At 63.8% G+C, this 23,954-nt stretch carries 20 protein-coding genes; 13 read left to right on the forward strand and 7 right to left on the reverse strand.

Going from position 1 to position 23,954, the window contains the following annotated elements; genetic code table 11:
- Nucleotides 1-532: 532 nt before the first annotated feature.
- Nucleotides 533-2,005 carry an ABC transporter substrate-binding protein gene (locus FOY53_RS06640; RefSeq protein WP_146586988.1) on the reverse strand — a complete coding sequence of 491 codons (1,473 nt, stop codon included), beginning with the start codon at nt 2,003-2,005 and terminating at the stop codon, nt 533-535.
- 161 nt (nt 2,006-2,166) lie between these two features.
- Between FOY53_RS06640 and panB the strand changes: the two genes are divergently transcribed.
- Together panB and panC are read left to right on the forward strand one after the other, a co-directional pair.
- Nucleotides 2,167-3,000, forward strand: coding sequence for a 3-methyl-2-oxobutanoate hydroxymethyltransferase (panB, locus tag FOY53_RS06645; RefSeq protein ID WP_146586990.1), 834 nt, complete (start codon nt 2,167-2,169; stop codon nt 2,998-3,000).
- A complete protein-coding gene (gene panC, locus FOY53_RS06650) occupies nt 2,997-3,842 on the forward strand; it encodes a pantoate--beta-alanine ligase (RefSeq protein ID WP_146586992.1) in 846 nt (281 codons plus the stop codon). The genes panB and panC overlap by 4 nt, the downstream gene beginning before the upstream one ends.
- A gap of 92 nt (nt 3,843-3,934) precedes the next feature.
- On the opposite strand, the gene FOY53_RS06655 is transcribed toward panC, so the two are convergent.
- A complete protein-coding gene (locus FOY53_RS06655; protein WP_146586994.1) occupies nt 3,935-5,206 on the reverse strand; it encodes an acetylornithine deacetylase/succinyl-diaminopimelate desuccinylase family protein in 1,272 nt (423 codons plus the stop codon).
- Between the two features lie 157 nt (nt 5,207-5,363).
- Nucleotides 5,364-6,284, reverse strand: coding sequence for a DUF2125 domain-containing protein (locus tag FOY53_RS06660; protein ID WP_186766534.1), 921 nt, complete (start codon nt 6,282-6,284; stop codon nt 5,364-5,366).
- Between the two features lie 69 nt (nt 6,285-6,353).
- On the opposite strand from FOY53_RS06660, the gene FOY53_RS06665 reads away from it, so the two are divergent.
- The 3 genes from FOY53_RS06665 (at nt 6,354) to FOY53_RS06675 (ending at nt 10,213) form a co-directional block, all read left to right on the forward strand.
- Complete coding sequence (locus FOY53_RS06665) at nt 6,354-6,884, forward strand: gamma-glutamylcyclotransferase (RefSeq protein WP_246107310.1); 531 nt, start codon at nt 6,354-6,356, stop codon at nt 6,882-6,884.
- Between the two features lie 77 nt (nt 6,885-6,961).
- The gene (locus FOY53_RS06670; RefSeq protein ID WP_246107311.1) at nt 6,962-8,179 is read left to right on the forward strand and encodes a biopolymer transporter ExbB; all 1,218 of its coding nucleotides are present in this window, start codon (nt 6,962-6,964) and stop codon (nt 8,177-8,179) included.
- A 3-nt stretch (nt 8,180-8,182) separates the two neighbouring features.
- On the forward strand, nt 8,183-10,213 hold the full coding sequence (locus FOY53_RS06675; protein WP_146586997.1) for a peptidoglycan -binding protein: 2,031 nt from the start codon (nt 8,183-8,185) through the stop codon (nt 10,211-10,213).
- A gap of 66 nt (nt 10,214-10,279) precedes the next feature.
- Here FOY53_RS06675 and FOY53_RS06680 read toward each other — a convergent pair whose 3' ends face one another.
- From FOY53_RS06680 to gloB, 3 genes are all read right to left on the reverse strand, one after another.
- On the reverse strand, nt 10,280-11,248 hold the full coding sequence (locus FOY53_RS06680) for a M23 family metallopeptidase (RefSeq protein ID WP_146586998.1): 969 nt from the start codon (nt 11,246-11,248) through the stop codon (nt 10,280-10,282).
- On the reverse strand, nt 11,248-13,575 hold the full coding sequence (clpA, locus tag FOY53_RS06685) for an ATP-dependent Clp protease ATP-binding subunit ClpA (protein ID WP_146586999.1): 2,328 nt from the start codon (nt 13,573-13,575) through the stop codon (nt 11,248-11,250). Before clpA ends, FOY53_RS06680 begins: the two co-directional genes overlap by 1 nt.
- Nucleotides 13,576-13,730: 155 nt before the next feature.
- Complete coding sequence (gloB, locus tag FOY53_RS06690) at nt 13,731-14,501, reverse strand: hydroxyacylglutathione hydrolase (protein WP_146587206.1); 771 nt, start codon at nt 14,499-14,501, stop codon at nt 13,731-13,733.
- Nucleotides 14,502-14,562: 61 nt separating this feature from the next.
- Between gloB and FOY53_RS06695 the strand changes: the two genes are divergently transcribed.
- The 8 genes from FOY53_RS06695 (at nt 14,563) to FOY53_RS06730 (ending at nt 22,848) form a co-directional block, all read left to right on the forward strand.
- A complete protein-coding gene (locus tag FOY53_RS06695; protein WP_146587000.1) occupies nt 14,563-15,306 on the forward strand; it encodes a class I SAM-dependent methyltransferase in 744 nt (247 codons plus the stop codon).
- 297 nt (nt 15,307-15,603) lie between these two features.
- On the forward strand, nt 15,604-16,170 hold the full coding sequence (locus FOY53_RS06700; RefSeq protein WP_246107312.1) for a F0F1 ATP synthase subunit delta: 567 nt from the start codon (nt 15,604-15,606) through the stop codon (nt 16,168-16,170).
- Nucleotides 16,171-17,706, forward strand: a complete 1,536-nt coding sequence (gene atpA, locus FOY53_RS06705) for a F0F1 ATP synthase subunit alpha (protein ID WP_146587002.1) — start codon at nt 16,171-16,173, stop codon at nt 17,704-17,706.
- Between the two features lie 15 nt (nt 17,707-17,721).
- Entirely contained in the window at nt 17,722-18,597 is an 876-nt protein-coding gene (locus FOY53_RS06710; protein ID WP_146587003.1) for a F0F1 ATP synthase subunit gamma, read from the forward strand.
- 16 nt (nt 18,598-18,613) lie between these two features.
- A complete protein-coding gene (gene atpD / locus FOY53_RS06715) occupies nt 18,614-20,038 on the forward strand; it encodes a F0F1 ATP synthase subunit beta (RefSeq protein WP_146587004.1) in 1,425 nt (474 codons plus the stop codon).
- 54 nt (nt 20,039-20,092) lie between these two features.
- A complete protein-coding gene (locus FOY53_RS06720) occupies nt 20,093-20,527 on the forward strand; it encodes a F0F1 ATP synthase subunit epsilon (protein WP_146587005.1) in 435 nt (144 codons plus the stop codon).
- Between the two features lie 202 nt (nt 20,528-20,729).
- Nucleotides 20,730-21,080 (forward strand): H-type lectin domain-containing protein, encoded by a 351-nt coding sequence (locus FOY53_RS06725; RefSeq protein ID WP_146587006.1) that lies wholly within the window; start codon nt 20,730-20,732, stop codon nt 21,078-21,080.
- Nucleotides 21,081-21,168: 88 nt separating this feature from the next.
- Nucleotides 21,169-22,848, forward strand: coding sequence for a mechanosensitive ion channel family protein (locus FOY53_RS06730; RefSeq protein WP_146587007.1), 1,680 nt, complete (start codon nt 21,169-21,171; stop codon nt 22,846-22,848).
- A 34-nt stretch (nt 22,849-22,882) separates the two neighbouring features.
- Here FOY53_RS06730 and FOY53_RS06735 read toward each other — a convergent pair whose 3' ends face one another.
- Nucleotides 22,883-23,890 carry a ribose-phosphate pyrophosphokinase gene (locus tag FOY53_RS06735; RefSeq protein ID WP_146587008.1) on the reverse strand — a complete coding sequence of 336 codons (1,008 nt, stop codon included), beginning with the start codon at nt 23,888-23,890 and terminating at the stop codon, nt 22,883-22,885.
- Nucleotides 23,891-23,954: the final 64 nt, after the last annotated feature.

Genomic DNA, 23,954 nt, shown 5'->3' on the forward strand with positions numbered 1-23,954 from the left:
CGGGAAATCCGTTGGGGTGTGGCGCATGATTGTCCGCGCCTTTGGCGAATCCCGCACGAATCCGACAGATCGTGACGGGCACGGCTGCGACCGCTTGACGCGCCGGGGGCGGCACTCATTATCGGGAAAGGGTAAGGTGCCCCACGAATCGGCAAAGTTCCGCCGTCGATTCGGGCGTTTGTGCAAAAGTGTCGCAGGAGGTCACAAGCTTTTACATCAACAAATTTTTCTGTCGGGTCATTACGAGATTTATTTTGACAGGCCGGGCCGCGCGTGACCAAAATATCAGCTAAGTTTAAAGACTTGCGTTGCCTTCAGGCAGGGGATCGCAGGGGTATGCGACTTTCGTCTTGATAGGAACGTGATAAGTCGTGATTGCCGGGGTTGATCGGTTGCAGCCAGCGCAGGACTGCAGCGAGTCGCCCGAAACAAGTTTCGGCGTGTGAGCGGGAATGGGAGAGGAGCCCGGACCTTCGTCGCGTCGACCGGGGCCGGAGCCAAGCGCTCCGGCTCCAGCATTTTTCGACATGGTCTATTCGGCCCAGCTTACCCCGGTAAGGTCGGTGGCCTGGGTCGGCTGGTTCAGCCACAACCCGCGCAGACGTGCATCTGCAACCGTGGGAAAGGCCAGCTGGAACAGATAGCCGTTCACATAGTCATCCGCGATCATCTGTTCCGCCTGTCGCAGAAGCTCCGAGCGGGCCGCATCATCTGTGGTGGCGTTGAGTTTGGTCATGAGCGTCTGAAACGCCGGATTGTCGTACTGAAAGTAATAGTCGGGCCGGGCATAGATGTTGAGGTCCATCGGTTCGGTATGGCTCACGATGGTCAGGCCAAAGTCGTGACCGCGAAAGACCTCTTCCAGCCACTGCGCCCACTCCAGATTGGTGATCTCGGTTTCGATCCCGACGTCGCGCAACTGGGCCGCGATGATCTCGCCGCCGCGTCGTGCATAGGACGGCGGCGGCAATTTCAGGGTGGTGGTAAAGCCGTCGGCCAATCCCGCCTCGTTCAGCAACGCGCGCGACAGCTCGGGGTCATACTGCGACTGTCCGGTCAGATCGAGATAGTCGGGATTGTGCGGCGCGAAATGCGTGCCGATCGGGGTGCCCAGACCGAACATCGCGCCGTCGATCACGTCCTGGCGGTTGATCGCATGGGCCACGGCCTCGCGCACACGGACATCATCGAACGGCGGCTGCTTGTTGTTCATCGCCAGGATCGTCTCGCCTTCGGTCGAACCGACCAGAACCTGAAAACGCGGGTCGGCCTCGAACTGCGGCAGGTTTTCCGGCGCCGGGAAGCCGGCAAAGGCGTCGATGTCCTGCGCCATCATTGCGGCAAACGCCGCCGTCGGGTCGGAAATGAACTTGAACGTCGCCTGTGTAAGCGCCGGTTTCGTGCCCCAGTAGCCGTCGAACTGGGTCAGGGTGATCTGGTCGCCCTGACGCCAGTCGGCAAATCTGAAGGGGCCGGTGCCAATGGGGGTGGACTTGATGTCGGCAATGCTTTCCGGCGCGACGATGACGGCATCGCCCCAGGCCAGGTTGAACAGAAGGGCGCCGTTGGGCTGGCCGAGAGTCACCACGACCGTTTCCGGGTCGGCCGCCGTAACCTCCGCAATATCGGCAAAAAGCGCCTTCTGGGCGTTCGTGCTGTCCTCGGCCCGGGCGCGGTCAAGCGAGAACTTGACATCATCGGCGTCCATTGCGGTGCCGTCATGAAAGCTCACGCCGCTGTGCAGGTGAAATGTATAGGTCAGCCCATCGGCGCTGATGTCCCAGTCCCGCGCGAGGCCGGGAACCACCGAACCGTCCGGCGCAAAGCGGGTCAACCCTTCGAACACATTGGCATAAAGCACCGAGTCGATGGCGCCGGCGGCGGCGCTTGTCGGGTCCAGATGCGGCGGCTCCAGCTGCAGTGCAATGGTGATGTCGCTTTGTTGCGCCTGTGCCGAAGTGGCGAGGGCAAGGGCGGCGGTGGTGCCGAGAATCCAGCGTTTCATGGGGTGTACTCCTGCGATGAGGGCGGGTTGAGGTGCCCGGGTCGCGAGGACTGTCGGACGGATCAAGCGCGGGATCAAGCGTGCGAACCATGCGAAGTGCTGGCGGGACGGCCCGGGGTTTGCTAGGACCGGCGCGCATCCAGGCTGTGAGGAGACCCGAGATGAGTGCTACCGCCCGCAAGTCCGCGCCCATGCCCGACGACATTCGCGCCCGCAAGGGGGGCGTGCCGTTGGTGTCGCTCACCGCCTATACCACGCCGATGGCGCAGGTGATGGACGCCCATTGTGATTTTGTACTGGTCGGGGATTCCGTCGGCATGGTGCTGCACGGGCTGCCCTCGACCCTGGGCGTGACGCTGGAGATGATGATCCTGCATGGTCAGGCGGTCAAACGCGGGCTGAGCCGGGCAATGATGGTCGTGGACATGCCGTTCGGCTCGTACGAGGAAGGCCCGGCGCAGGCCTTCCGCAACGCGGCCCGGGTGATGGCCGAAACCGGCGCCGGCGCGGTCAAGCTTGAGGGCGGCGTGGTGATGGCGGAAACCATCGCCTTTCTGGTTGCGCGCGGCATCCCGGTGATGGCGCATATCGGGCTGACCCCGCAGTCGATCAACACATTGGGGGGATACCGGGTACAGGGACGCGGCGCGGCAGGGCAGGCGCTGCTGGCCGATGCCCGGGCGGTGGCCGAGGCCGGTGCCTTTGCGGTGGTCCTTGAAAAGGTGCCGCAGACACTCGCGGATCAGGTCACTGCCGAGGTTGCGATCCCGACGATCGGCATCGGCGCCTCGGCCGGGTGTGACGGTCAGATCCTTGTCGTCGACGACATGCTGGGCCTGTTCACGGCCTTCAAGGCGAAGTTTGTCAAACGCTATGCCGACCTCGGCGCGCAGGCCGAAGCGGCGGTGGCGGCCTACGCCGAAGAGGTGCGGGCCCGCAGCTTTCCCGGTGCAGAACACGTCTTTGCGGATTCCGTGCCGGAGGCGCGGACTTGAGCGCGCCGATCCTGCGCAGGCTGGCAGACCTGCGGGCAGAGGTGGCGGGCTGGAAGGCGCGCGGCGAAAGCGTCGGGGTGGTGCCGACGATGGGCGCGCTGCACGACGGGCATCTGTCGCTGGTGCGTGCGGCCAGGGCCGGTTGCGACAGGGTGATCGTGACGATTTTCGTCAATCCGAAACAGTTCAATTCGCCCGAGGATCTGGCGAATTATCCCCGCACCGAGGTTGAGGATGCCCGCAGGCTTGGCCCCTTGGGGGTCGATGCGGTCTATGTGCCCGAGCCCGAGCAGATCTATCCGCAGGGGTTCTGCACCACGGTGTCGGTCGCCGGTCTGACGGATGTGCTGTGCGGTGCCCACCGGCCGGGGCATTTCGACGGTGTGGCGACAGTGGTGACCAAGCTGTTTACCCAGACCCGGGCGGACCGGGCCTATTTCGGCGAAAAGGATTTCCAGCAGTTGCAGGTGGTGACCCGGCTGGCGCGGGATCTGGATCTCGGAGTCGAGGTCATCGGCTGCCCGACAATCCGTGAAGAGGACGGGCTGGCCATGTCGTCGCGCAACCTGCTGCTGTCCGACCGCGCCCGGGTCTGGGCGCCGGAACTGCACCGCGCGATGGAGGAGATGGCCGAGGGGCTGCGGGCGGGTGGCGACGCGAGTGCGCTGCGCACCGCCGCAGAGGCACGGCTTCTGCGGGCGGGCTTCACGGGTGTCGACTACCTTGACCTGCGGGCCTGTGACGATCTGGCGTTGCTTGAACGTGTGGACCGGCCCGCGCGGCTGCTGGCCGCGGCCTGGCTGGCCGGGGTGCGGCTGATCGACAACATTTCGGTCAGCTAGTCGCGTCGGCGTTTCGGCGTTTCGGCGTACCAGTGCCCTTGCCGGGCGGGGGCGCTGCGCCGCCGTTCCTGACCGTTTGAAGCCTTCGCGGATCAGGGCAAAAGCAGCGTTTCGAGACTGCGCCCCATGACCCGCGCGCTGTCGAGCATGTCGCCGACCCCGACCCATTCGTCCGGCTTGTGTGCCAGTTCCAGCACGCCGGGGCCGTAGGCGATGCAGTTCTTCAGCTTGCCGATGCGGTCGATGTGTTTCTGGTCATAAGAACCGGGCGAGGCGACGTAGCTGGGTTCCTGTCCCAGCATGTCCCGGATGGCCTGGCTGACAGTGGTGACGATCGGCGCGGCGCGGTCGGTCATCGAGGGAAGCACGCGGTTGAGCTCGGTGATCTTGTAGTCAAAGTCCGCGCGGCGGGATTTGAGGTCATCGAGCAATGCGACCACTTCGCCCTGAACCTGATCTATCGGTTCTTCGATCAGGAAGCGACGGTCGATGGTGATGCGGCAGCTGTCGGGCACGCAATGGGCGGGCAAGCCGTCAAAATCCGGCGGATTTTCCGGCTGTCCGCCATGGATGGCGTTGATGTTCATCGTCGAGTTGCGCGCGCCCTCGGGCACCACCGGCATTTCGGTGTATCGCGCCGCCATCGCCGGGTAGAGCGTGTCCTCGAACGCCTGCAGAACGGCCCCCATGTGCCGGACCGCGCAGTCGCCAAGAAACGGCATGGAGCCGTGGGCGATTTCACCTTTGGTCTCGATCTCGGCCCACCAGCCGCCACGGTGTCCCAGACAGATACGGTCCTTGTTCAGCGGTTCGGGAATGATGACGTGTTGCACCCGGTCGGGCGCAAACCATCCGTGCTCGGCAAGATAGGCAACGCCGCCGTAGCCGCCGGATTCCTCGTCCGCCGTGCCGGAAATCTCGATGGCGCCGCCAAAGTCGGGGTACAGCTCGAGAAATGTCTCGGCCGCGATGATCGACGCGGCCAGCCCGCCCTTCATGTCGCAGGCGCCGCGGCCATAGATCCGGTCCCCTTCCAGCGCGCCGCCAAAGGGATCGCGGGTCCAGCCCTGACCGACCTCGACCACGTCGGTGTGGGAATTGAAATGGATGCAGGGTCCTGGGCGGCTGCCCTCGGCCCGGGCAATGATGTTCCAGCGCGGATAGCGGTCGCAATCGCCCGGCGTGCCAAACGCGCGGACAAGCGTGGTGTCAAACCGGGGCGAGAGGCGTTTCTCGAGATAGTCGCAGATCGTGGCGTAGTGGTCCCCTGGCGGATTCAGGGTGGGAATCCGGATCAGATCCCCGGTGAGCGCGATCAACTCGTCACGTTTTTCGAGAATGCGGTTGCTGAGCGCGTCGGGCATGGGGCTCTCCTTTTGGCACAAAGTGTTTCCGCTTCCCGTCAGAGGTGCAAGCCCCTGACAGTCACTTGTGTACAAACATTTGTGCCCCGAGGCCGCGTGGTCCCCCGGGCGCGGAAAGATGCGGCACCGCGCTGGCAAAGTCGCCCTGGCGGTCGGCTCAGGGAAGGCGGAGAGACGGCAGTTGCCCGATCTGCACCTGATCCAGCGCGACGGACCCGTTGCGGATGTCGAGAGTCACGTCGATCCTGTTGGCGGCACCCTGCACCGGAGCGGCGCGCGATAGTGCCTGCCGCAGAACTTCGGGAAGCGCGCCGCCCGCGCCAGAACCGGCCTCTGTTTCGCGCCAGTTGTCCGCCGTCAGTGTCAGCGTGCCGGTTGCACGGCCACGACCGTCCAGCGCGAGATCACCGGAAAGCTGCACCAGGCTGTCCCGCACCCGGAACTCTGCCAGTCGCAGGTTGATGCCGGTCACTTTCGGGCGGGGTGTCGAGAAGAGGGACCGGGCGAGCGGGCGGTCGAACGTCAGGATCGCGTCGGCGGCGATAACCGTACTCTCGCCGTCACCCTTGGCTTGGAGCGCGAACCGGTAGGATCGGGGCTCGGTCCGGGCGAGGGCGGCGGTGACATCGGTCAACGCGAGCGGACCGGCAGGCGAGAGGATGGACAGTGACCGGGCTTCGATGTTGCCGCGCAGGATCGCAGTGTCCTCCAGCACCAGACTGGCCCGCAGACCTTCCTCGCGAATCTCGGTGGTGCCAGCGCCGGTCTTCAGGGTCTGTTCACCGGGCCATATCAGAATCAGGTGATCCGGTTTGTAGGTCAGCTGGAACACCTGCAGGAAGGGAGCCTGCCACGTCACCCCGGCCTCGGGTGTCGTCAGCACCAGGTCGCTGAAGGTGGCATCCAGCCGGTTCGGAAAGCCCAGGATTGACAGATCGTCGTACTGCGCCTGCCACCCGTCGGCGCGGCGGGCTTCGAACCAGGCCTCGGCCTGACCGCGCAACTGATGGGCAGTCCAGAACCAGTGGCCACCCCAGGCCAGCCCGGCCAGAATGATGACGGTGAGAAGCCGTTTCATGACGCTGTCCCCCCTTTCGGATTTGTGTTTTTTGGTGTTTACAGCCCCGGTCAGGGAAGGGCCAGAAAGATGACGATGTGGGTGTTCGGCTATGGATCGCTGCTGTGGAATCCTGGGTTCGATGTCGTGGAGCGGGCGGCCGCGACCCTGCCGGATTATGCGCGCAGTTTCTGCATGCGCTCGATTCATCATCGCGGCACCGAAGACGCGCCCGGTCTGGTGCTGGCGCTGGATGAACACCCCGGAGCGGTCTGCGACGGGCTGGCGTTGCGGGTGGCACCGGGGCAGGAGACCGCGACGCTGGAGTACCTGCGCGAGCGCGAGCTGATTTCCTCGGCCTACCTGGAACGGATGTTGCAGATTCGTCTGAGTGACGGCCGGAATGTGCAGGCGGTGACCTATGTGATCGACGCCGCCCATGCGCAGTATTGCGGTGGCCTGGCCCTCGAGGAACAGGCGCAGATCATTGCCCATGCGGTGGGCGGGCGCGGTCCGAACACCGAATATCTTTTCAACACCGCACGCCATCTCGCCGAGCTGGGCATTCCAGATGCAGAACTGCAATGGTTGAGCGAGCGCGTCGAGGCGATCAGCGCTTAACCGCTTGGCTTGTCAGGGCATAGGTCCTAGGGTCGGGCCTGAAAATTCACGCAATTCCAGCTTCAGGAGCGGTCCGCATGGACAAGCCGGACCTTTCGGCAGACCCTCATTTCTCGCAGCCGGTGCGACAGATCGCATTGATGCTTGCGGTGCTTGTTCTGTCGGCTCTGGGCGGCTTCATGGCGCTGCCCAGGGTTCTGCCGATCTTTGAGTCGAACCCCTATCTGAACGGGTTCATATTTCTGGTGTTTCTGCTGGGGGTGGTGGCCTGTTTCTGGCAGGTCGCGCAGCTGATCGTCTCGGTCCGCTGGATCGAATATTTCGCGGCAGACCGGGAAAAGGGCGCCAAGGCACCGCAGATGCTGGCGCCGCTGGCGACGTTGCTGCGCAGCCGTGGCAAGCGGATGCAGATCAACACCACCTCGACCCGGTCGATCCTGGAATCGGTCGCACAACGCATCGACGAAGAGCGGGAAATCACCCGATATATCGTCAGCCTGTTGATATTCCTTGGTCTTCTGGGCACGTTTTACGGCCTGGCGACCACGGTGCCGGCCCTTGTCGAAACCATCCGTTCACTGGTGCCGCAAGAGGGCGAATCCGGTGTCGAGGTGTTCTCGCGCCTGATGGAAGGGTTGCAGGAACAGTTGGGCGGCATGGGAGTGGCCTTTGCCTCGTCGCTGCTGGGACTCGCCGGGTCGCTGATCGTTGGTCTGCTCGAACTGTTTGCCGGGCACGGACAGAACCGGTTCTACCGCGAGCTTGAGGAATGGCTGAGTTCCATCACCCGGCTGGGTTTCTCGGATGGCGAAAGCAGCGGCGAGATGAGCGGCGCGGCGATCGCCCTGGATGCCATGGCCGACCAGATGGAAGAGTTGCAGGGGCTGTTTGCGCGCGCCGAAATCGGCCGTTCCGAAGTCGATGGCCGGCTGGGGCAGCTCGCCGACGCCGTCGAGCGGATGACCGAACGGCTGGAGGCGACGGCGCCCTCGTCCCATGCCCTGGCCAGGATCGCGGACGGGCAGGAACGGCTGATCGACGTGCTGTCGCGCAAGGAAGCCTCCGAAGGGCTGGATGCGGAAAGCCGGATGCGCCTGCGGTCCATCGACGTGCAGATGCTGCGCATTCTCGAAGAGATCAGCGCCGGGCGACAGGAGAGCATGGCCGAGTTGCGCACGGACTTGTCAGCGCTCAGCCGTGTGCTGGGCCAGATGGGCCGTCAGGCGGCGAATCCGGCGCCTGTCAAGCCGACGGCGATACGGCCAAGGGTGATGAAGCCCGGTCAGGAAAGTTAAGCCATGTCTTTGTCGCGACGCACCGGCGCACGGTTTCAGGCTTCGATCTGGCCCGGATTCGTCGATGCGATGACCGGGTTGCTGCTCGTGCTGATGTTTGTGCTGACGATCTTCATGGTCGTGCAGTTCGTTCTGCGCGAGACAATCAGCGGCCAGGAATCCGAGCTGGACACCCTGTCGGGCGAAATTTCGGCCCTGGCGATGGCCTTGGGTTTGGAAAAAAGGCAGAGCCAGAGCCTGAGCGATCAACTGGGCGAGGTGACCGCCACGCTTGACGCCACCCAGTCACGGCTGGCCGAACAGCAAAGGTTGATAACGTCACTCACGGCGACCCGCGACCGCCAGGCGGCCGCACTTGCCGATGCCGACACGCGCATTGCCTCGTTCGAAGAGCAGGTGGCCGGGCTGCTGGCCGACAACCGGACGGCGCTGGCGCAGGTTGCCGATCTCGAACAGGCACGCGCAACATTGCTGGATGAACGTGCGGCGCTGAACCTGGCACTGGCGACGGCGCGGGACGAGGTCGATGCGCAGGCCGAGGCCGCCCGGCTGGCGGCGGCCCGACGCGAGGCGCTGGATGCACTGGTGGCCGATCTTCGGGCCAAGAATGCCGATGTCACGGCCCAGGTCGGTGCGCTGAGCGAACGGGTGGCCGAACTGGGCACGGCGCTGTCCGACGAAGAGGCGCAGCGGTTGGCCGAAGCCGAAGCGGCGGCGGTGCTGCGGCAGCGGCTGGCGACGTCCAGCGCCGAACTGACCTCGATGACGCTGGCGCTGGAAGAGCAGCGGGCCCGTGCCGAAGAGACCCTGACGCTGCTGGCGGCGGCACGGGACGCCGAGGCGGACCTGGATGCGCGCCTTGCCGCAGCTCTGGTCGCAGGCGAAGACCGCGCCGCCCGGATCAGCGCACTGGAAACAGAGCTGGCCCGTGCCGAAGACACCGCGGGGCAGCTGTCCGCAACCGAAGCGCGGCTGGCAGAGGCGCTGGTACAGGCGCAGCAGGCCGAGACAGATCGGCGCGCATCCGAAGCGACGGGCCTTGCGCGGGATGCAGAGATCGCCGAACTGCGGCGCGACCTGGCGGCTGCCCGCGCGCAGGTGGCCGAGCAGACCGGCGACACCCGGTCGCTGGAACAGAAACTCGCCGCGGCACTGGCGGCGAAAGTGTCGATCGAGAATGATGCCGGTGAGGTGCGTCGGCGGCTGACGGCGGCGCTTGCCGCCCAACGCGCCGCCGAGAGCGCCGCCGAACAGGCCATGACCCAGGCGGAAACCCGGGCGCTGCTGCTGTCCACCGCGCGCGAGGAACTCGGAGCCGAGTCTGCCCGGGCCACCGAGGCGCAGAAACAGACGGAATTGCTCAACCGGCAGGTGGCCGCGCTGCGCGACCAGCTGTCGTCCCTGCAAGGCCTGCTGGACGAGGCGCGTGACAGTGATGCGGCGTCACAGGTGCAACTGCAAAACCTTGGGTCCGAACTCAACACCGCGCTGGCGCGGGTGGCGGCCGAGGAACGTCGGCGGCGGCAACTGGAAGAGGCCGAGCGCAAGCGCCTGGAGGCGCAGACTCAGGATCTGGAACGGTATCGGTCGGAGTTCTTTGGGCGGCTGCGGGATGTGCTTGGCGCGCAGGAAGGCGTGCGCATCGAGGGCGACCGCTTTGTGTTTTCTTCGGAAGTGCTGTTTCCGCAGGGGTCGGCGACGCTGTCCTCTGACGGACGGGGCGAAGTGGCCAAGGTGGCGAATATCCTGAGAGCGGTAGCGGATGACATCCCCGAAGGCATCGACTGGGTGATCCGGGTCGATGGGCACACCGATGACGTGCCGCTGTCCGGCTTTGGGGCCTTTGCCGACAACTGGGAGTTGAGCCAGGCGCGGGCATTGTCGGTCGTGCGCTACATGATTGATTTCCTCGGAATCCCGCCGACCCGGTTGGCGGCAAACGGGTTCGGTCAGTACCAGCCTGTGAACCCGGCGGACACGCCCGAGGCCCGGGCGCAGAACCGGCGGATCGAGTTGAAATTCACCGAGAAATAGTGCCGGGGTTGGTCGCGGTTGCCTGTTGCAACGCGGGTGAACAGGTCAACCGGCAAAGCTTGCGGATCAGTGCGCAGCGATCCAGATGGTCGCGTGACGCAGAGCGAGGAGGGTGCCGTCGCGGTCCAGGCGTACCGTGCCGGTATAGCTGCCAACGGGCCAGCCGGCAGCGGGCGCGCGACGGCCGTAGGCCCGGAACAGCTGGGCCTGGCCCGGGTCGATGGTTTCGCTGTGGGTGAAGATCTCGCCATCGGGTCCGACAGCGGAAAAGCTCATGACGTCACCGGTTTCCGCAAAGAACGCAAAGCCGTAGAGGACGAGGCTGTGGTCCGGGCGGGCCGTGTCGCGGCGGGCGGCGCCGGACTGCACATGGGCCAGACTGGGGACCGAGGTTGAGAAACTGGCGGTGAACAGCCCGGCCTTGGCATAGGCGGGCGGGTCATTCCACAGGCTGGCGGTCGCGGTGCCGCAGCTGCCTGTCGCCGCCGGATTGAACGGGTCCACCACCTGACCGTCCTTCAGCACGGTGATGTGCACATGGGCAAAATTGGATTGCCCGCTCATGCCGACCTGTCCCAGGGGCTGGCCACGGCGGACCACCGTGCCGGGCTGGACCGTCAGACTGCCTTTTTTCATATGGCAATACAGCGTCTGAAAGCCGTTCTCGTGCCGCAGGCGGACGGCGTTGCCACATTCACGTCCATCGAGTTCCCGGGCAAACGCGGCAGAGTAGGGGCGGTCGGTCACGTCGTCGCGCGTGGCTTCGACCACGCCGGGCGCCGCCGCAAGGACGTTTGCGCCCGCGTCCATCGCCGCCTCCGAGATCAGGGCGATGTCGGTGCCCTTGTGACCGTCGCGTGATTTCAATCCGCAGGTGTAGTCGCGCTGGGCGATGCCGGGGTCTGCGTCGACGTAATCCTCGATAAAGCAGGTCTGACCCAGCACGCAGTCCAGCGGCAGGTCCAGAAACGGAACCTCCGCCACGGTGGGCGTGGCGGAGGTTGTCAGAGCCAGGACAAATGCCCGGGCTCGCATCAGTCGGCGGTAAGCAATGGAGGCTTGTTGCCGGCCAAGCGTGGGTTCTGCGGTCCTTCAAGCTCGAGTTCAAGCTTGCCGTCGCGTACCACGACCTTGACCACGCCGCCTTTCATCAGCTTGCCAAACAGCAGTTCTTCGGAGAGCGGCTTCTTGATGTATTCCTGAATCACGCGGCCCAGCGGACGGGCGCCCATCTTGTCGTCATACCCCTTGTCGGCCAGCCAGGCGGCCGCCGGTTCGGTCAGTTCGATGGTGACGTTGCGATCCATCAGCTGTGCCTCGAGCTGCAGGACAAACTTTTCGACCACGCGCAGGATGGTGGACTTTGGCAGCGGCTTGAAGCTGATCACCGCATCCAGACGGTTGCGGAATTCGGGCGTGAACGTCCGTTCGATCGCAGCGGTGTCCTCACCTTCGCGCCGGTCGCGGCCGAAGCCGATGGCGGCCTGTGACTGTTCGATGGCACCGGCGTTCGAGGTCATGATCAGAATGACATTGCGGAAATCCACCGTGCGGCCGTTGTGGTCGGTCAGCGCGCCGTGGTCCATGACCTGAAGCAGGATGTTGTAGACATCCGGATGCGCCTTTTCCATCTCGTCCAGCAGCAGGACGCAATGCGGGTGTTGATCGACCCCGTCGGTCAGCTGGCCACCCTGATCAAAGCCGACATAGCCCGGAGGCGCGCCGATCAGACGGGACACCGCGTGTTTCTCCATGTACTCGGACATGTCAAAGCGCAGCAGTTCGACGCCAAGACTGTCGGCGAGCTGCTTGGCAACCTCGGTCTTGCCGACACCGGTCGGGCCGGCAAACAGGTAGTTGCCGATCGGCTTTTCCGGTTCGCGCAGGCCGGCCCGTGCCAGTTTGATCGCCGAGGCCAGCGCCACGATGGCGTCGTCCTGACCGAACACCACCCGTTTGAGCGACGGTTCGAGATCCTTGAGCACCTCTGCATCGTTTTTCGAGACGTTTTTCGGCGGGATGCGGGCAATCTTGGCCACGACATCCTCGATCTCCTTGGTGCCGATGGTCTTGCGACGCTTGGAATCCGGCAGCAGGTGCTGCGCGGCGCCCGCTTCGTCGATGACGTCGATCGCCTTGTCCGGCAGTTTGCGGTCATTGATGTAGCGGGCCGAGAGTTCCACCGCCGTCTTCACCGCATCGGCGGTGTATTTCACGCCGTGATGCTCTTCGAAATACGGCTTGAGACCCTTGATGATCTTGATGGTGTCGGGCACCGAGGGTTCATTGACGTCGATCTTCTGGAACCGGCGGCTCAGCGCGCGGTCCTTTTCGAAGTGCTGGCGGAATTCCTTGTAGGTGGTCGACCCCATGGTGCGCAGCTTGCCGCCCTGAAGCGCGGGCTTCAGCAGGTTCGAGGCATCCATTGCGCCGCCAGAGGTGGCGCCGGCGCCGATCACGGTGTGGATCTCGTCGATGAAAAGCACGCCGTCGGGGTGATCTTCCAGTTCGTTAACGACGGCCTTGAGTCGTTCCTCGAAGTCACCGCGATAGCGGGTTCCGGCGAGCAGGGCGCCCATGTCGAGCGAAAAGATCGTGGTCTTGGACAGCACCTCGGGGATGTCGCCGGCGACAATCTTGCGCGCGAGGCCTTCGGCGATGGCGGTCTTGCCGACACCGGGATCACCGACCAGAAGCGGGTTGTTCTTGCGGCGGCGGCAAAGCACCTGAATGCAGCGTTCGACTTCGGATTCGCGGCCGATCAGCGGGTCGATGTCACCGTGCCGGGACTTGGCGTTGAGATCGACGCAGTACTTGGACAGCGCGGATTCCTTCTGCTCGCCCGGGGGCACTTCGCTCGAAGAGGTGTCCTCGTGTTCCTCGGAGGCGCCGGTCACCGGGCGGCTTTCGCCAAAGGCCGGGTTCTTGGCCACACCATGGGCGATGAAATTGACCGCGTCATAGCGGGTCATGTCCTGTTCCTGCAGGAAATAGGCGGCGTTGCTTTCGCGTTCGGCAAAGATCGCCACCAGAACGTTCGCGCCGGTCACTTCGGTGCGCCCCGAAGACTGGACATGGATCGCCGCGCGCTGGATCACACGCTGAAAGGCCGCGGTCGGAACCGCTTCGGAGCCTTCGACGTCGGTCACCAGGTTGGCCAGATCATCGTCGATGAATTCCACCAGCGTGGTGCGCAGTTCCTCGGTGTCGACGTTGCAGGCCTTCATCACGCGGGAGGCATCCGGTTCATCGACAAGCGCCAGCAGCAGGTGCTCCAGAGTGGCGAATTCGTGAGACCGCGAGTTGGCGAGCGCCAGCGCGGCGTGAATGGACTGCTCAAGTGTGTTCGAGAATGAAGGCACGTGCGTGCTCCTTCTTATCTGTGTCGGACCGGGGCGCCGGTCCAGACTGGCCTCTTACCATTAAAGTTTGGTCGATTATGGCCCTGCTTCAAGTTTTTTCTTTGAAACCGCCCCTCACATTCGCGGGTGGTGCCGAATGGTGACGGAGTTGTGCCTTAAAACCGGTCCTTGCGGCGTCGGATCTCGGCAAACACGTCTGAGTCAGTGGCGTCCTGCAGGCCAAGCGCCTCCTTGACCGAAGGAGTTGCGGCACGCAGGAAGGGGTTTGTGGCCAATTCGTCCGACAGAAGGGAAGGAACCGTTGGAATACCTTCGGAGCGGGCTCTGGCGATTGCATCTGCACGAGATTTAAGCGCTGCATTGCCGGGTTCAATGGTCAGGGCGAATTTCGCGTTCGCGGCGGTATATTCATGTCCTGAACAGACGATTGTTTCCGGCGGCAGGGCGGCCAGTTTGCTCAGACTGTCCCACATCTGATCGAACGTGCCCTCAAACACCCGCCCGCATCCCAGCGCCATCAGGCTGTCGGCGGTAAACACATAACCCGAGCCGGGCAGGTGGTAGGCAATATGCCCGACCGTGTGCCCCGAGACATCGAGGATCTGCACCACTTCGCCGCCGAAGGAAAACTCGTCACCCTCGCCGAGTTCCTGATCGAGCGGCGGCAGGCGGTGCCTGTCGGCGGCAGCACCATAGACCCGTGCCTGCGGGTAGATCGCCTTGAGCGGGCCGACGCCCTCGATGTGGTCATCATGATGGTGCGTCAGCCAGATCGCGGTCAGCGTCCAGCCCCGGCTGGCCAGCGCGGCCTGCACCGGGGCGGCGTCGGGCACGTCGATTACCGCCGTGGCGCCGGTCTCGGGGTCGTGCACGATGAAGGCATAGTTGTCGCTGCGGGCGGGGATGGTCAGAAGTTCAAGAGGCATGGTCATTCCGCTTCGGCTGGGTAAGGTAGGTCCAACTTGGCCGATCAGAGAGAAGGCTGCAATGCACCTCGACGTTACAGACCTGCGCAGTTTTTATTATCGCAGTGCCCTGGGCCGCGCGGCGCAAAAGATCGTGCGGGACCAGGTGCAGGCCTTCTGGCCCGAGGCCAAGGGCATGACGGTGGCAGGCTACGGTTTCGCCGTGCCGCTGCTGCGCCCCTATCTCGGGGACGCGCGGCGGGTGATCGGGTTGATGCCGGGGCCGCAGGGCGTGATTCACTGGCCTGCCGGAATGCCCAATGTCTCGGTCCTGTGTGAAGACACGCTGTGGCCGATCGAAACCGGCCACATCGACCGGCTGGTGCTGATGCACGGGCTTGAGACCTCGGAAAACCCGTCGGCTCTGCTGGATGAATGTTACCGGGTGCTTGGACCCGGGGGGCGGGCGCTGTTCATCGTGCCGAACCGGTCCGGATTGTGGGCGCGCAATGATGCGACGCCATTCGGCTACGGTCGCCCCTACTCGGTGAGCCAGCTGGAGGGGCAGCTGAAGCGTCACAGCTTTGTGGTCGAACGCAGCATCGCGGCTCTGTACCAGCCGCCCTCCTCGCGGCGCTTCTGGATGAAGACCGGCGCGATGTGGGAACGCACGGGCCGGGCGGCAGCGCCGGTGATGGCCGGAGGGGTGCTGATGGTCGAGGTTGCAAAACGCACCCCGGCGCGCAGCGGCGGGGTTGGCGTTGCGGCGGCGGTCCGCAAGCCGCTTGGGGCGCTGGCGGCGAAACCTTCGGCGAAACCTGTCTGACGAACTGCATGGTTTCGAACCGCTGCATCGGGTCCGGGCAGCGGCAAAGATTCGGCAGGCATCGCGAAAAAGTGTGCATTTTATGTGAACTGGCCACGGCAATAGGTCGCAGTTGGCAGTCAGCTCAGAAAAATAAGGTGTTTGGCACAGGCCTTATTGCGTCTAAGCATGTTGCGAGGGGGGGATGCCTCTGGTACATCCGCGCTGATTTTAATGCCCTGGGCCTGCCCCGGGGTGCAGACAAACGCCTCCGGACCCCGCAGCGATGCGGGGCCACGGGGGCATAATATCGGAAGGGTGGACGTGTCAGACTCAGCTTCGATTTCCTCCGGCATTGCCTCGCGGTACGCCAAAGCGGTTTTTGAAATCGCGCAAGAAAACCAGGACCTCGACAAACTCGAATCCAATCTGGGTGACCTGTCCACCGCCCTCAGCGAAAGCGCCGATCTGCGTGACCTGATCCATTCGCCGGTCTACAGCCGCGAAACCCAGGGCAAGGCGATCACCGCCATCGCGCAAAAAATGGGCCTGATCCCCGCAATGCAGAACGTGCTGTCGCTGATGGCCTCAAAGCGCCGCCTGTTCGTGGTTCCGGCGATGATCGCGCAGCTGCGCGAGCGGATCGCCGAGCACAAGGGCGAGATCACCGCAGACGTGACATCCGCGACCAAGCTGACGGATGCACAGCGCACCAAACTTTCCGAAACGCTCAAGGCCCAGGTCGGCCGTGAGGTTTTGATCAATGCGACCGTCGATGAAAGCCTCATCGGCGGTCTTGTCGTCAAGGTGGGCTCGAAGATGATCGACACGTCGATCCGCTCCAAGCTCAATTCCCTCCAGAATGTAATGAAAGAGGTCGGATAAATGGGTATCCAAGCAGCCGAAATTTCTGCGATCCTGAAGGAGCAGATCAAGAACTTTGGCCAGGACGCCGAAGTTGCCGAGGTCGGCCGCGTGCTGTCCGTCGGTGACGGCATCGCGCGCGTCTACGGTCTGGACAACTGCCAGGCCGGCGAAATGGTCGAATTCCCCGGTGGTATCCAGGGCATGGCGCTGAACCTCGAATCCGACAACGTCGGCGTCGTGATCTTCGGCACCGACCGGGACATCAAGGAAGGCGACATCGTCAAGCGCACCAAGTCCATCGTGGACGTGCCGATCGGTGACGGCCTGCTGGGCCGCGTCGTTGACGGCCTCGGCAACCCGCTGGACGGCAAGGGTCCGATCGTCTCGGACAAGCGCGGCCTGGCCGACGTCAAGGCCCCGGGCATCATCCCGCGCCAGTCGGTGCACGAGCCGATGGCAACCGGCCTCAAGTCCGTGGACGCGATGATCCCCGTTGGCCGCGGCCAGCGCGAACTGATCATTGGCGACCGTCAGACCGGCAAGACCGCCATTGCCCTGGACACCATCCTGAACCAGAAGTCGTACAACGATGCCGCCACCTCCGAAGGTGACAAGCTGTACTGCGTCTATGTCGCCATCGGTCAGAAGCGTTCGACCGTTGCGCAGCTGGTGAAGAAGCTGGAAGAGACCGGCGCGATCGAATATTCGATCGTCGTGGCTGCCACCGCGTCGGACCCCGCGCCGATGCAGTACCTGGCGCCCTACACCGCGACCGCCATGGCCGAGCATTTCCGCGACAATGGCCGTCACGCGCTGATCATCTATGACGATCTGTCCAAGCAGGCCGTGGCCTATCGCCAGATGTCGCTGCTGCTGCGCCGCCCGCCGGGCCGCGAAGCCTATCCGGGCGACGTGTTCTATCTCCACTCGCGCCTGCTCGAGCGTTCGGCCAAGCTGAATGCCGATCACGGCTCCGGCTCGCTGACGGCTCTGCCGATCATCGAAACCCAGGGTGGCGACGTTTCGGCGTTCATTCCGACCAACGTGATCTCGATCACCGATGGCCAGATCTTCCTTGAGACCGAACTGTTCTACCAGGGCATCCGTCCGGCCGTGAACACCGGTCTGTCGGTGTCACGGGTGGGTTCGTCCGCTCAGACGAACTCGATGAAGTCGGTTGCCGGTCCGGTGAAACTTGAACTCGCCCAGTACCGCGAAATGGCGGCCTTTGCGCAGTTCGGTTCCGACCTCGATGCGGCGACGCAGAAGCTGCTGAACCGCGGAGCGCGCCTGACCGAACTGATGAAGCAGCCGCAGTATTCGCCGCTGACCAACGCGGAAATCGTCTGCGTCATCTTTGCCGGCACCAAGGGCTACCTCGACAAGGTCGCGGTCAAGGACGTCGGACGCTTTGAAAAGGGTCTGCTCGCCCACCTGCGCGGCAAGCGCAAGGATGTGCTGGATTTCATCACCACGGAAGACCCCAAGATCAAGGGCGACGCCGAGGACAAGATCCGCGCTGCGATCGACGAATTCGCCGCCGACTTCGCATAAGGGGGAGATAAGGCAATGCCGAATCTCAAGGACCTGAAAAACCGGATCGCGTCGGTCAAATCGACCCGCAAGATCACCAAGGCCATGCAGATGGTTGCAGCTGCAAAGCTGCGCCGGGCGCAGGATGCCGCGGAAATGGCACGTCCCTACACCGAGCGTTTCAGCGCGGTGATGGGGGCGCTGGCCGCCTCTGTGGGTGACAGTGCAAGCGCGCCCCGGCTTCTGGCCGGGACGGGCGAAGACAAGGTGCACCTTCTGGTCGTCATGACCTCGGAGCGCGGGCTGTGCGGCGGTTTCAACGCCAACATCGCCAAGCTGGCCCGCCAGCGCGTTCTCAAGCTGAGAAGCGAAGGCAAGACGGTCAAGATCCTGACCGTCGGCAAGAAGGGCCGCGACAACATGCGTCGCGACTATGGCGATCTGTTCATCGGACATGTCGACATGTCCGAGGTGAAGCGTGTGGGCTATGCCGACGCGCAGGGTGTTGCGCGCAACATCCTGGATCGTTTTGACGCCGGTGAGTTCGATGTCTGCACGATCTTCTATGCCGAGTTCGAAAACGTCGTGACCCAGATCCCGACCGCGCAGCAGATCATCCCGGCCGCGTTCGATGCCCCGGAAGAGGGCAGCGAATCCACGCTGTATGATTACGAGCCGAGCGAGGAAGAGATCCTGGCCGACCTGCTGCCACGGGGCGTTGCGGTGCAGATCTTTGCCGCGCTGCTGGAAAACGCGGCGTCCGAACAGGGCGCGCGGATGTCTGCGATGGACAATGCCACCCGCAACGCTGGCGAGATGATCGAAGACCTCACGATCGAATACAACCGTTCGCGTCAGGCCGTCATCACCAACGAACTGATCGAAATTATCTCGGGCGCGGAAGCGCTCTAAGAACCGGAGACGAAACATGGCAAACGCTAAAGGCAAAGTGACCCAGGTCATTGGTGCCGTGGTTGACGTGCAGTTCGAGGATCACCTCCCGGCGATCCTCAACGCACTGACCACGGAAAACAACGGCAAGAAACTGGTTCTGGAGGTTGCGCAGCACCTCGGGGAAAACACCATTCGCGCCATCGCGATGGACGCGACCGAAGGTCTCGTGCGCGGCCAGGAAGTGACCGACACCGACGGCCCGATCATGGTGCCGGTGGGCAACGCCACGCTGGGCCGCATCCTGAACGTCGTGGGCGAGCCCGTTGACGAGCAGGGCCCGGTGAACGCTGACGAATTCCGTCCGATCCACGCCGATGCGCCCGGTTTTTCCGAGCAGTCGACAGAATCGGAAATCCTGGTCACCGGCATCAAGGTCATCGACCTGCTGGCGCCCTACTCGAAGGGCGGCAAGATCGGCCTGTTCGGCGGCGCCGGTGTGGGCAAGACGGTTCTGATCATGGAACTGATCAACAACATCGCCAAGGTGCACTCGGGCTATTCCGTTTTCGCCGGTGTGGGGGAACGGACCCGTGAGGGCAACGACCTGTACCACGAGATGATCGAATCCAACGTCATCAAGCCCGACAACCTGTCGGAGTCGCAGGTGGCACTGGTCTACGGTCAGATGAACGAGCCTCCGGGGGCGCGTGCCCGTGTTGCCCTGACCGGCCTGACGCTGGCCGAGCAGTTCCGCGACCAGTCCGGCACCGACGTTCTGTTCTTCGTCGACAACATCTTCCGCTTTACCCAGGCGGGTTCCGAGGTTTCGGCTCTGCTGGGTCGTATTCCGTCCGCCGTGGGCTATCAGCCGACGCTGGCGACCGACATGGGCGCGATGCAGGAACGCATCACCTCGACCAAGAACGGTTCGATCACCTCGATCCAGGCCGTCTACGTGCCTGCGGACGACCTGACCGACCCGGCGCCTGCCACAACCTTTGCGCACCTTGACGCAACCACGGTTCTCAACCGTGCGATCTCGGAACTGGGCATCTACCCGGCCGTGGATCCGCTCGATTCGAACTCGCGTCTGATGGACCCGCAGATCGTGGGTGAAGAGCACTATCAGGTGGCGCGCGACGTGCAGGGCATCCTGCAGCGCTACAAGTCGCTTCAGGACATCATCGCCATCCTCGGGATGGACGAACTGTCCGAAGAGGACAAGCTGACCGTGGCCCGTGCCCGCAAGATCCAGCGTTTCCTGTCGCAGCCGTTCGACGTCGCGAAGGTCTTCACCGGGTCTGACGGTGTTCAGGTGCCGCTCGAGGACACGATCTCGTCGTTCAAGGCGGTTGTTGCCGGCGAATACGATCACCTGCCCGAAGGCGCCTTCTACATGGTTGGCGGCATCGACGAGGTGAAGGCGAAAGCCGAGCGTCTCGCGTCTGACGCGGCCTAAACGGTTCGCTCCGGGGGGCTTTGCGGCCCCCCGGACATCTAACAGGAGGCCCAAATGGCTGAGACTATGCAATTCGATCTGGTCAGCCCCGAGCGGAGCCTGATGTCGACACGGGTGGTGTCGGTGCTTATCCCCGGTGCGGACGGCGACATCACGGCGATGCCGAACCACGCGCCGCTGATCACCACGCTGCGCCCCGGTGTGCTGCGCGTCGAAACCGACAGCGGCGCGGAAGAATTCGTCGTGACCGGCGGGTTCGCGGAAATCGGCGAAGGCGTTTCCGTCCTTGCCGAGCGGGCGCTGCCGAAAGGTGACGTGGACCAGGCGACCTACGAGTCGCTGGTTGACGAAGCCCAGGAGGCCTATGGCAAGGCGAAGGACACCTTCAAGAACGAGCCCGGCCCGGTCGACGATGCGGCCAAGCTGTTGTCGGACATGGTGGCGGTGGGCACCCATATCGGGCTGTCCCCCAAGCAACCGTCGCTTTAGGCGTTGCCAACAATCGAACAAACCGCCCCGCAAAGCCGTCGCTTTCGCGGGGCTTTTTGTTGCCCGGCTGCCGGATGTCGCCCGGGCCCATCGGTGGGACCGCCTCCGGCGGGAGTATTTGCAAAGAGAAGAACCTGACATTTTCGGTTTCTATTCCCGCCGGAATTGCCGAATATAACGGCAGACACAGAACGAGGCAGGCATGAACAGACTACGCGCGGCTGCTGTGGGCGTGGATCAGGGCAACGTCGAGTTGTTTTCGGAATTCGCCAGCGGCGGAGAGATGTGGACCGGTCACGGCGCGCGGGAGCGGCGCAAGTGGGTCGCGTTTTCCGCCACCTACCGAAGCCCGCCGGTGGTGCATCTGTCGCTGTCGCTTTGGGATATGGACAGCCATGCCAATGTGCGGGCGGATCTGGTTGCGGAAAATGTCGGGTTGGACGGCTTTGACATGGTGTTCCGCACCTGGGCCGACACCCGGGTCGCGCGGGTGCGCATGGCCTGGATGGCCATTGGCGAGGTCAAGTCCGAGGACGACTGGGACCTGTATTGACAGCGCTGCCTGCTGGTGATGCTGGTGTTCGTGCCGCTCTCCCGTTGACGCCCGGGGAACAAAACACGTCGCACAGGGTTGGTCAGAGATGCCTGCGCTTCGTTTCCTCTCGTCTGTCCTACGCGTGGCGGTCTTTGGCCTCTGCCTTTCCTGGGCAGCCGGGGCGTGGGCACAGTCGCCTGCTGGCGAGCCGTGGTTCGCTGTCGAGACGCTGAACGAGGGACTCGGCCCGGCGCCCGCGTCGATCGACCGGGCGACGCCGCGCTCCAGTCTCGAGAGTTTCATCATCCAGGCGCGCAACGGAAACTGGCACGCCGCGGCGCAGATGCTGGACTTGTCGGATATCCCCAAAGACCAGCAGCGGGCGCAGGGGCCGCGGCTGGCGCATGATTTCCTGACCCTGCTGGACCGCAAGATTGTCATCGACTGGTACGCCCTGCGCGACCGCCCGGACGGGCTGGACGAGCGCGGTTCGGACCGGGTGATGGCGGGCGAGCCGCGCCGCTCGATCCTGCTGTGGTACGTCGAATATGGCGACCGTCCGATTCCGATCCGCATCAACCGGGTCAAACCCGAGGACGGGGACCCGGTCTGGGTCGTCTCGCGCCAGACGGTCGACAACCTGCCGGGGTTGGGTGAGGCCTACGGTCCTTCGGATCTCGAGCTCATGCTGCCGGAAGTCTGGCGCGAACCCGCCTTCTGGGGCCTGCGCCGATGGGAGACGGTGGCGCTGCCTCTGGTGCTGGTCACGACATTGCTGTCCGGGGTGCTTGTCCACCAACTGGTCACGCTGTTGTCGCGGCGGCGTCTGCGCGCGACCACCCGTTCGCTCCTGATCGCCTCGCGCGGTCCGGCGGTGCTGGTGGTGATGACCCTTGCGCTGGCCGTGCTGACACAGAAGGTGTTCACCTTTTCGGGGCGGATCGACACCCTGCTGTCGCCGCTGGTGGTCATCGGCGCGGTTGCCTCGATTCTGTGGTTCGTGGTGAATATTGCCGACGCGATTGTATCGCGGCTGGTCAGTTTTGACGGCGCTGAACTCAGCGAGATCGGCGAAGGGCAGGAGCTGCGCCGGGAAATGGCGACGCGGGTGTCCGCGATTCGCCGCGGCATGATCGTGGTGATTGCCATGGTGGGCACCGGCATCGTGCTGAAAGAGGCCAGCGTGATGCAATCGCTGGGCATCTCGCTGCTGGCATCGGCCGGGACACTGACCTTGATCGCGGCCTATGCCGGACGCGACATTCTGTCCAATATCATGGCGTCGCTGCAGATTTCGATCAATCAGTCGGCACGGATCGGCGACAAGATCGAATATCGCGGTGAATTGTGTTCGGTGGAACGGATCAACTTCACCTTCGTGCAGCTGCGTATCTGGACCGGCAAGCGGCTTGTGGTGCCGGTGGTGGATTTTGTGTCCGAACCATTCGAAAACTGGACAATGCAAGAGCCGTTCACGCTGGGCGAGGTGACGCTGCGGCTGCGGCACGATGCGGACATCGAACCGCTTCGCCAGAAATACCATGCAATTCTGGATGGCATGGAGGACACCGGCGAACCCGACAGTCGCGGCTGTTATGTCACCGACCACGACGTGTTTGGCCAGCATGTGCTGTTTCTGGTGCCCTGTCCCAACCCCAACACCGCCTGGGCCCTGACCTGCGAGCTGCGCGAGCGGCTGCTGGCCGAGGCGCGCGTGATCGACAGGGATGGGAGGGCGCTGTTTCCGGAAGCCACCGCGTCTCAGGAAACCTCGGCGGCCACCTGAGCCGGGCTCGGGTGACCGCGCGACACCGGGTGGGTCAGAGAATGCCTTCGTAGATCGGGCCCAGCGTTTCCGTTTCGAACAGCGATGACACCGAGGTGCCGTTCCAGATGTTGAGAATGGCCTGCGCGAACATCGGTGCGGTGGGGACGATGCGGATATTGGGGGCGTTGCGCACCGGCTCGGGGGCATTGATCGAGTCGGTGATGACCAGAGACTTCATCACCGATTTGGTGATGCGTTCCACCGCAGGACCGGACAGCACGCCGTGGGTGATGTAGGAATGCACTTCCTTGGCGCCGTTCTCGATCAGGACTTCGGCCGCCTTGCACAGGGTTCCGGCGGTGTCGCAGATGTCGTCGACGATGATGCAGCGCTTGCCGGTCACGTCCCCGATCACGGTCATTTCGGCGATCTCGCCGGGCTTTTCGCGGCGCTTGTCGACAATGGACAGCGGTGCATTGATCCGTTTGGCCAGTTCGCGTGCCCGCGCCACGCCGCCGACATCGGGCGAGACGATCATGACGTCGGAGAGATCCTGAAAATGGTGCTGGATATCCAGAGCGAACACCGGCGAGGCATAGAGGTTGTCGACCGGAATGTCGAAAAAGCCCTGAATCTGGGTGGCGTGCAGATCCATCGTCAGGACCCGCTCGATTCCCGCCTCGGCGATCATGTTGGCGACCAGCTTGGCGGTGATCGGGGTGCGGGCCTTGGTGCGGCGGTCCTGGCGGGCATATCCGAAATAGGGAATGACGGCGGTGATGCGTGCGGCGGACGACCGGCGCAGCGCATCGGCCATGATCAGCAGCTCCATCAGGTTGTCGTTCGCCGGATTCGAGGTCGACTGGAGGATGAACATGTCCTCGCCGCGGACGTTCTCGTAGACTTCGACAAAGATCTCCTGATCGTTGAAGCGTTCGACGCGGGCGTTGACCAGACCGACGGTCATGCCGCGATACAGCGACATGCGCTTGGCGATGGCGGTTGCGAGAGGCAGGTTCGCGTTGCCGGAAATCAGCTTGGGTTCGACGAGTGTGGGCATGGGGAGGGCAGCTCCGGCTTTGGGACGGGGAAGGGAAGATTCGTCACGTTGCGCTCGCCTTAGC

Source organism: Puniceibacterium confluentis (genome assembly GCF_007923445.1).
Classification (GTDB): domain Bacteria; phylum Pseudomonadota; class Alphaproteobacteria; order Rhodobacterales; family Rhodobacteraceae; genus Puniceibacterium; species Puniceibacterium confluentis.

Coding starts and splice junctions, on each gene's coding strand:
- FOY53_RS06640 (WP_146586988.1), bottom strand. CDS start 2,005: ATGAAACGCTGGATTCTCGGCACCACCGCCGCCCTTGCCCTCGCCACT.
- panB (WP_146586990.1), top strand. CDS start 2,167: ATGAGTGCTACCGCCCGCAAGTCCGCGCCCATGCCCGACGACATTCGC.
- FOY53_RS06655 (WP_146586994.1), bottom strand. CDS start 5,206: ATGCCCGACGCGCTCAGCAACCGCATTCTCGAAAAACGTGACGAGTTG.
- FOY53_RS06660 (WP_186766534.1), bottom strand. CDS start 6,284: ATGAAACGGCTTCTCACCGTCATCATTCTGGCCGGGCTGGCCTGGGGT.
- FOY53_RS06665 (WP_246107310.1), top strand. CDS start 6,354: ATGACGATGTGGGTGTTCGGCTATGGATCGCTGCTGTGGAATCCTGGG.
- FOY53_RS06670 (WP_246107311.1), top strand. CDS start 6,962: ATGGACAAGCCGGACCTTTCGGCAGACCCTCATTTCTCGCAGCCGGTG.
- FOY53_RS06675 (WP_146586997.1), top strand. CDS start 8,183: ATGTCTTTGTCGCGACGCACCGGCGCACGGTTTCAGGCTTCGATCTGG.
- FOY53_RS06680 (WP_146586998.1), bottom strand. CDS start 11,248: ATGCGAGCCCGGGCATTTGTCCTGGCTCTGACAACCTCCGCCACGCCC.
- gloB (WP_146587206.1), bottom strand. CDS start 14,501: ATGCCTCTTGAACTTCTGACCATCCCCGCCCGCAGCGACAACTATGCC.
- FOY53_RS06695 (WP_146587000.1), top strand. CDS start 14,563: ATGCACCTCGACGTTACAGACCTGCGCAGTTTTTATTATCGCAGTGCC.
- atpA (WP_146587002.1), top strand. CDS start 16,171: ATGGGTATCCAAGCAGCCGAAATTTCTGCGATCCTGAAGGAGCAGATC.
- FOY53_RS06710 (WP_146587003.1), top strand. CDS start 17,722: ATGCCGAATCTCAAGGACCTGAAAAACCGGATCGCGTCGGTCAAATCG.
- atpD (WP_146587004.1), top strand. CDS start 18,614: ATGGCAAACGCTAAAGGCAAAGTGACCCAGGTCATTGGTGCCGTGGTT.
- FOY53_RS06720 (WP_146587005.1), top strand. CDS start 20,093: ATGGCTGAGACTATGCAATTCGATCTGGTCAGCCCCGAGCGGAGCCTG.
- FOY53_RS06725 (WP_146587006.1), top strand. CDS start 20,730: ATGAACAGACTACGCGCGGCTGCTGTGGGCGTGGATCAGGGCAACGTC.
- FOY53_RS06730 (WP_146587007.1), top strand. CDS start 21,169: ATGCCTGCGCTTCGTTTCCTCTCGTCTGTCCTACGCGTGGCGGTCTTT.
- FOY53_RS06735 (WP_146587008.1), bottom strand. CDS start 23,890: ATGCCCACACTCGTCGAACCCAAGCTGATTTCCGGCAACGCGAACCTG.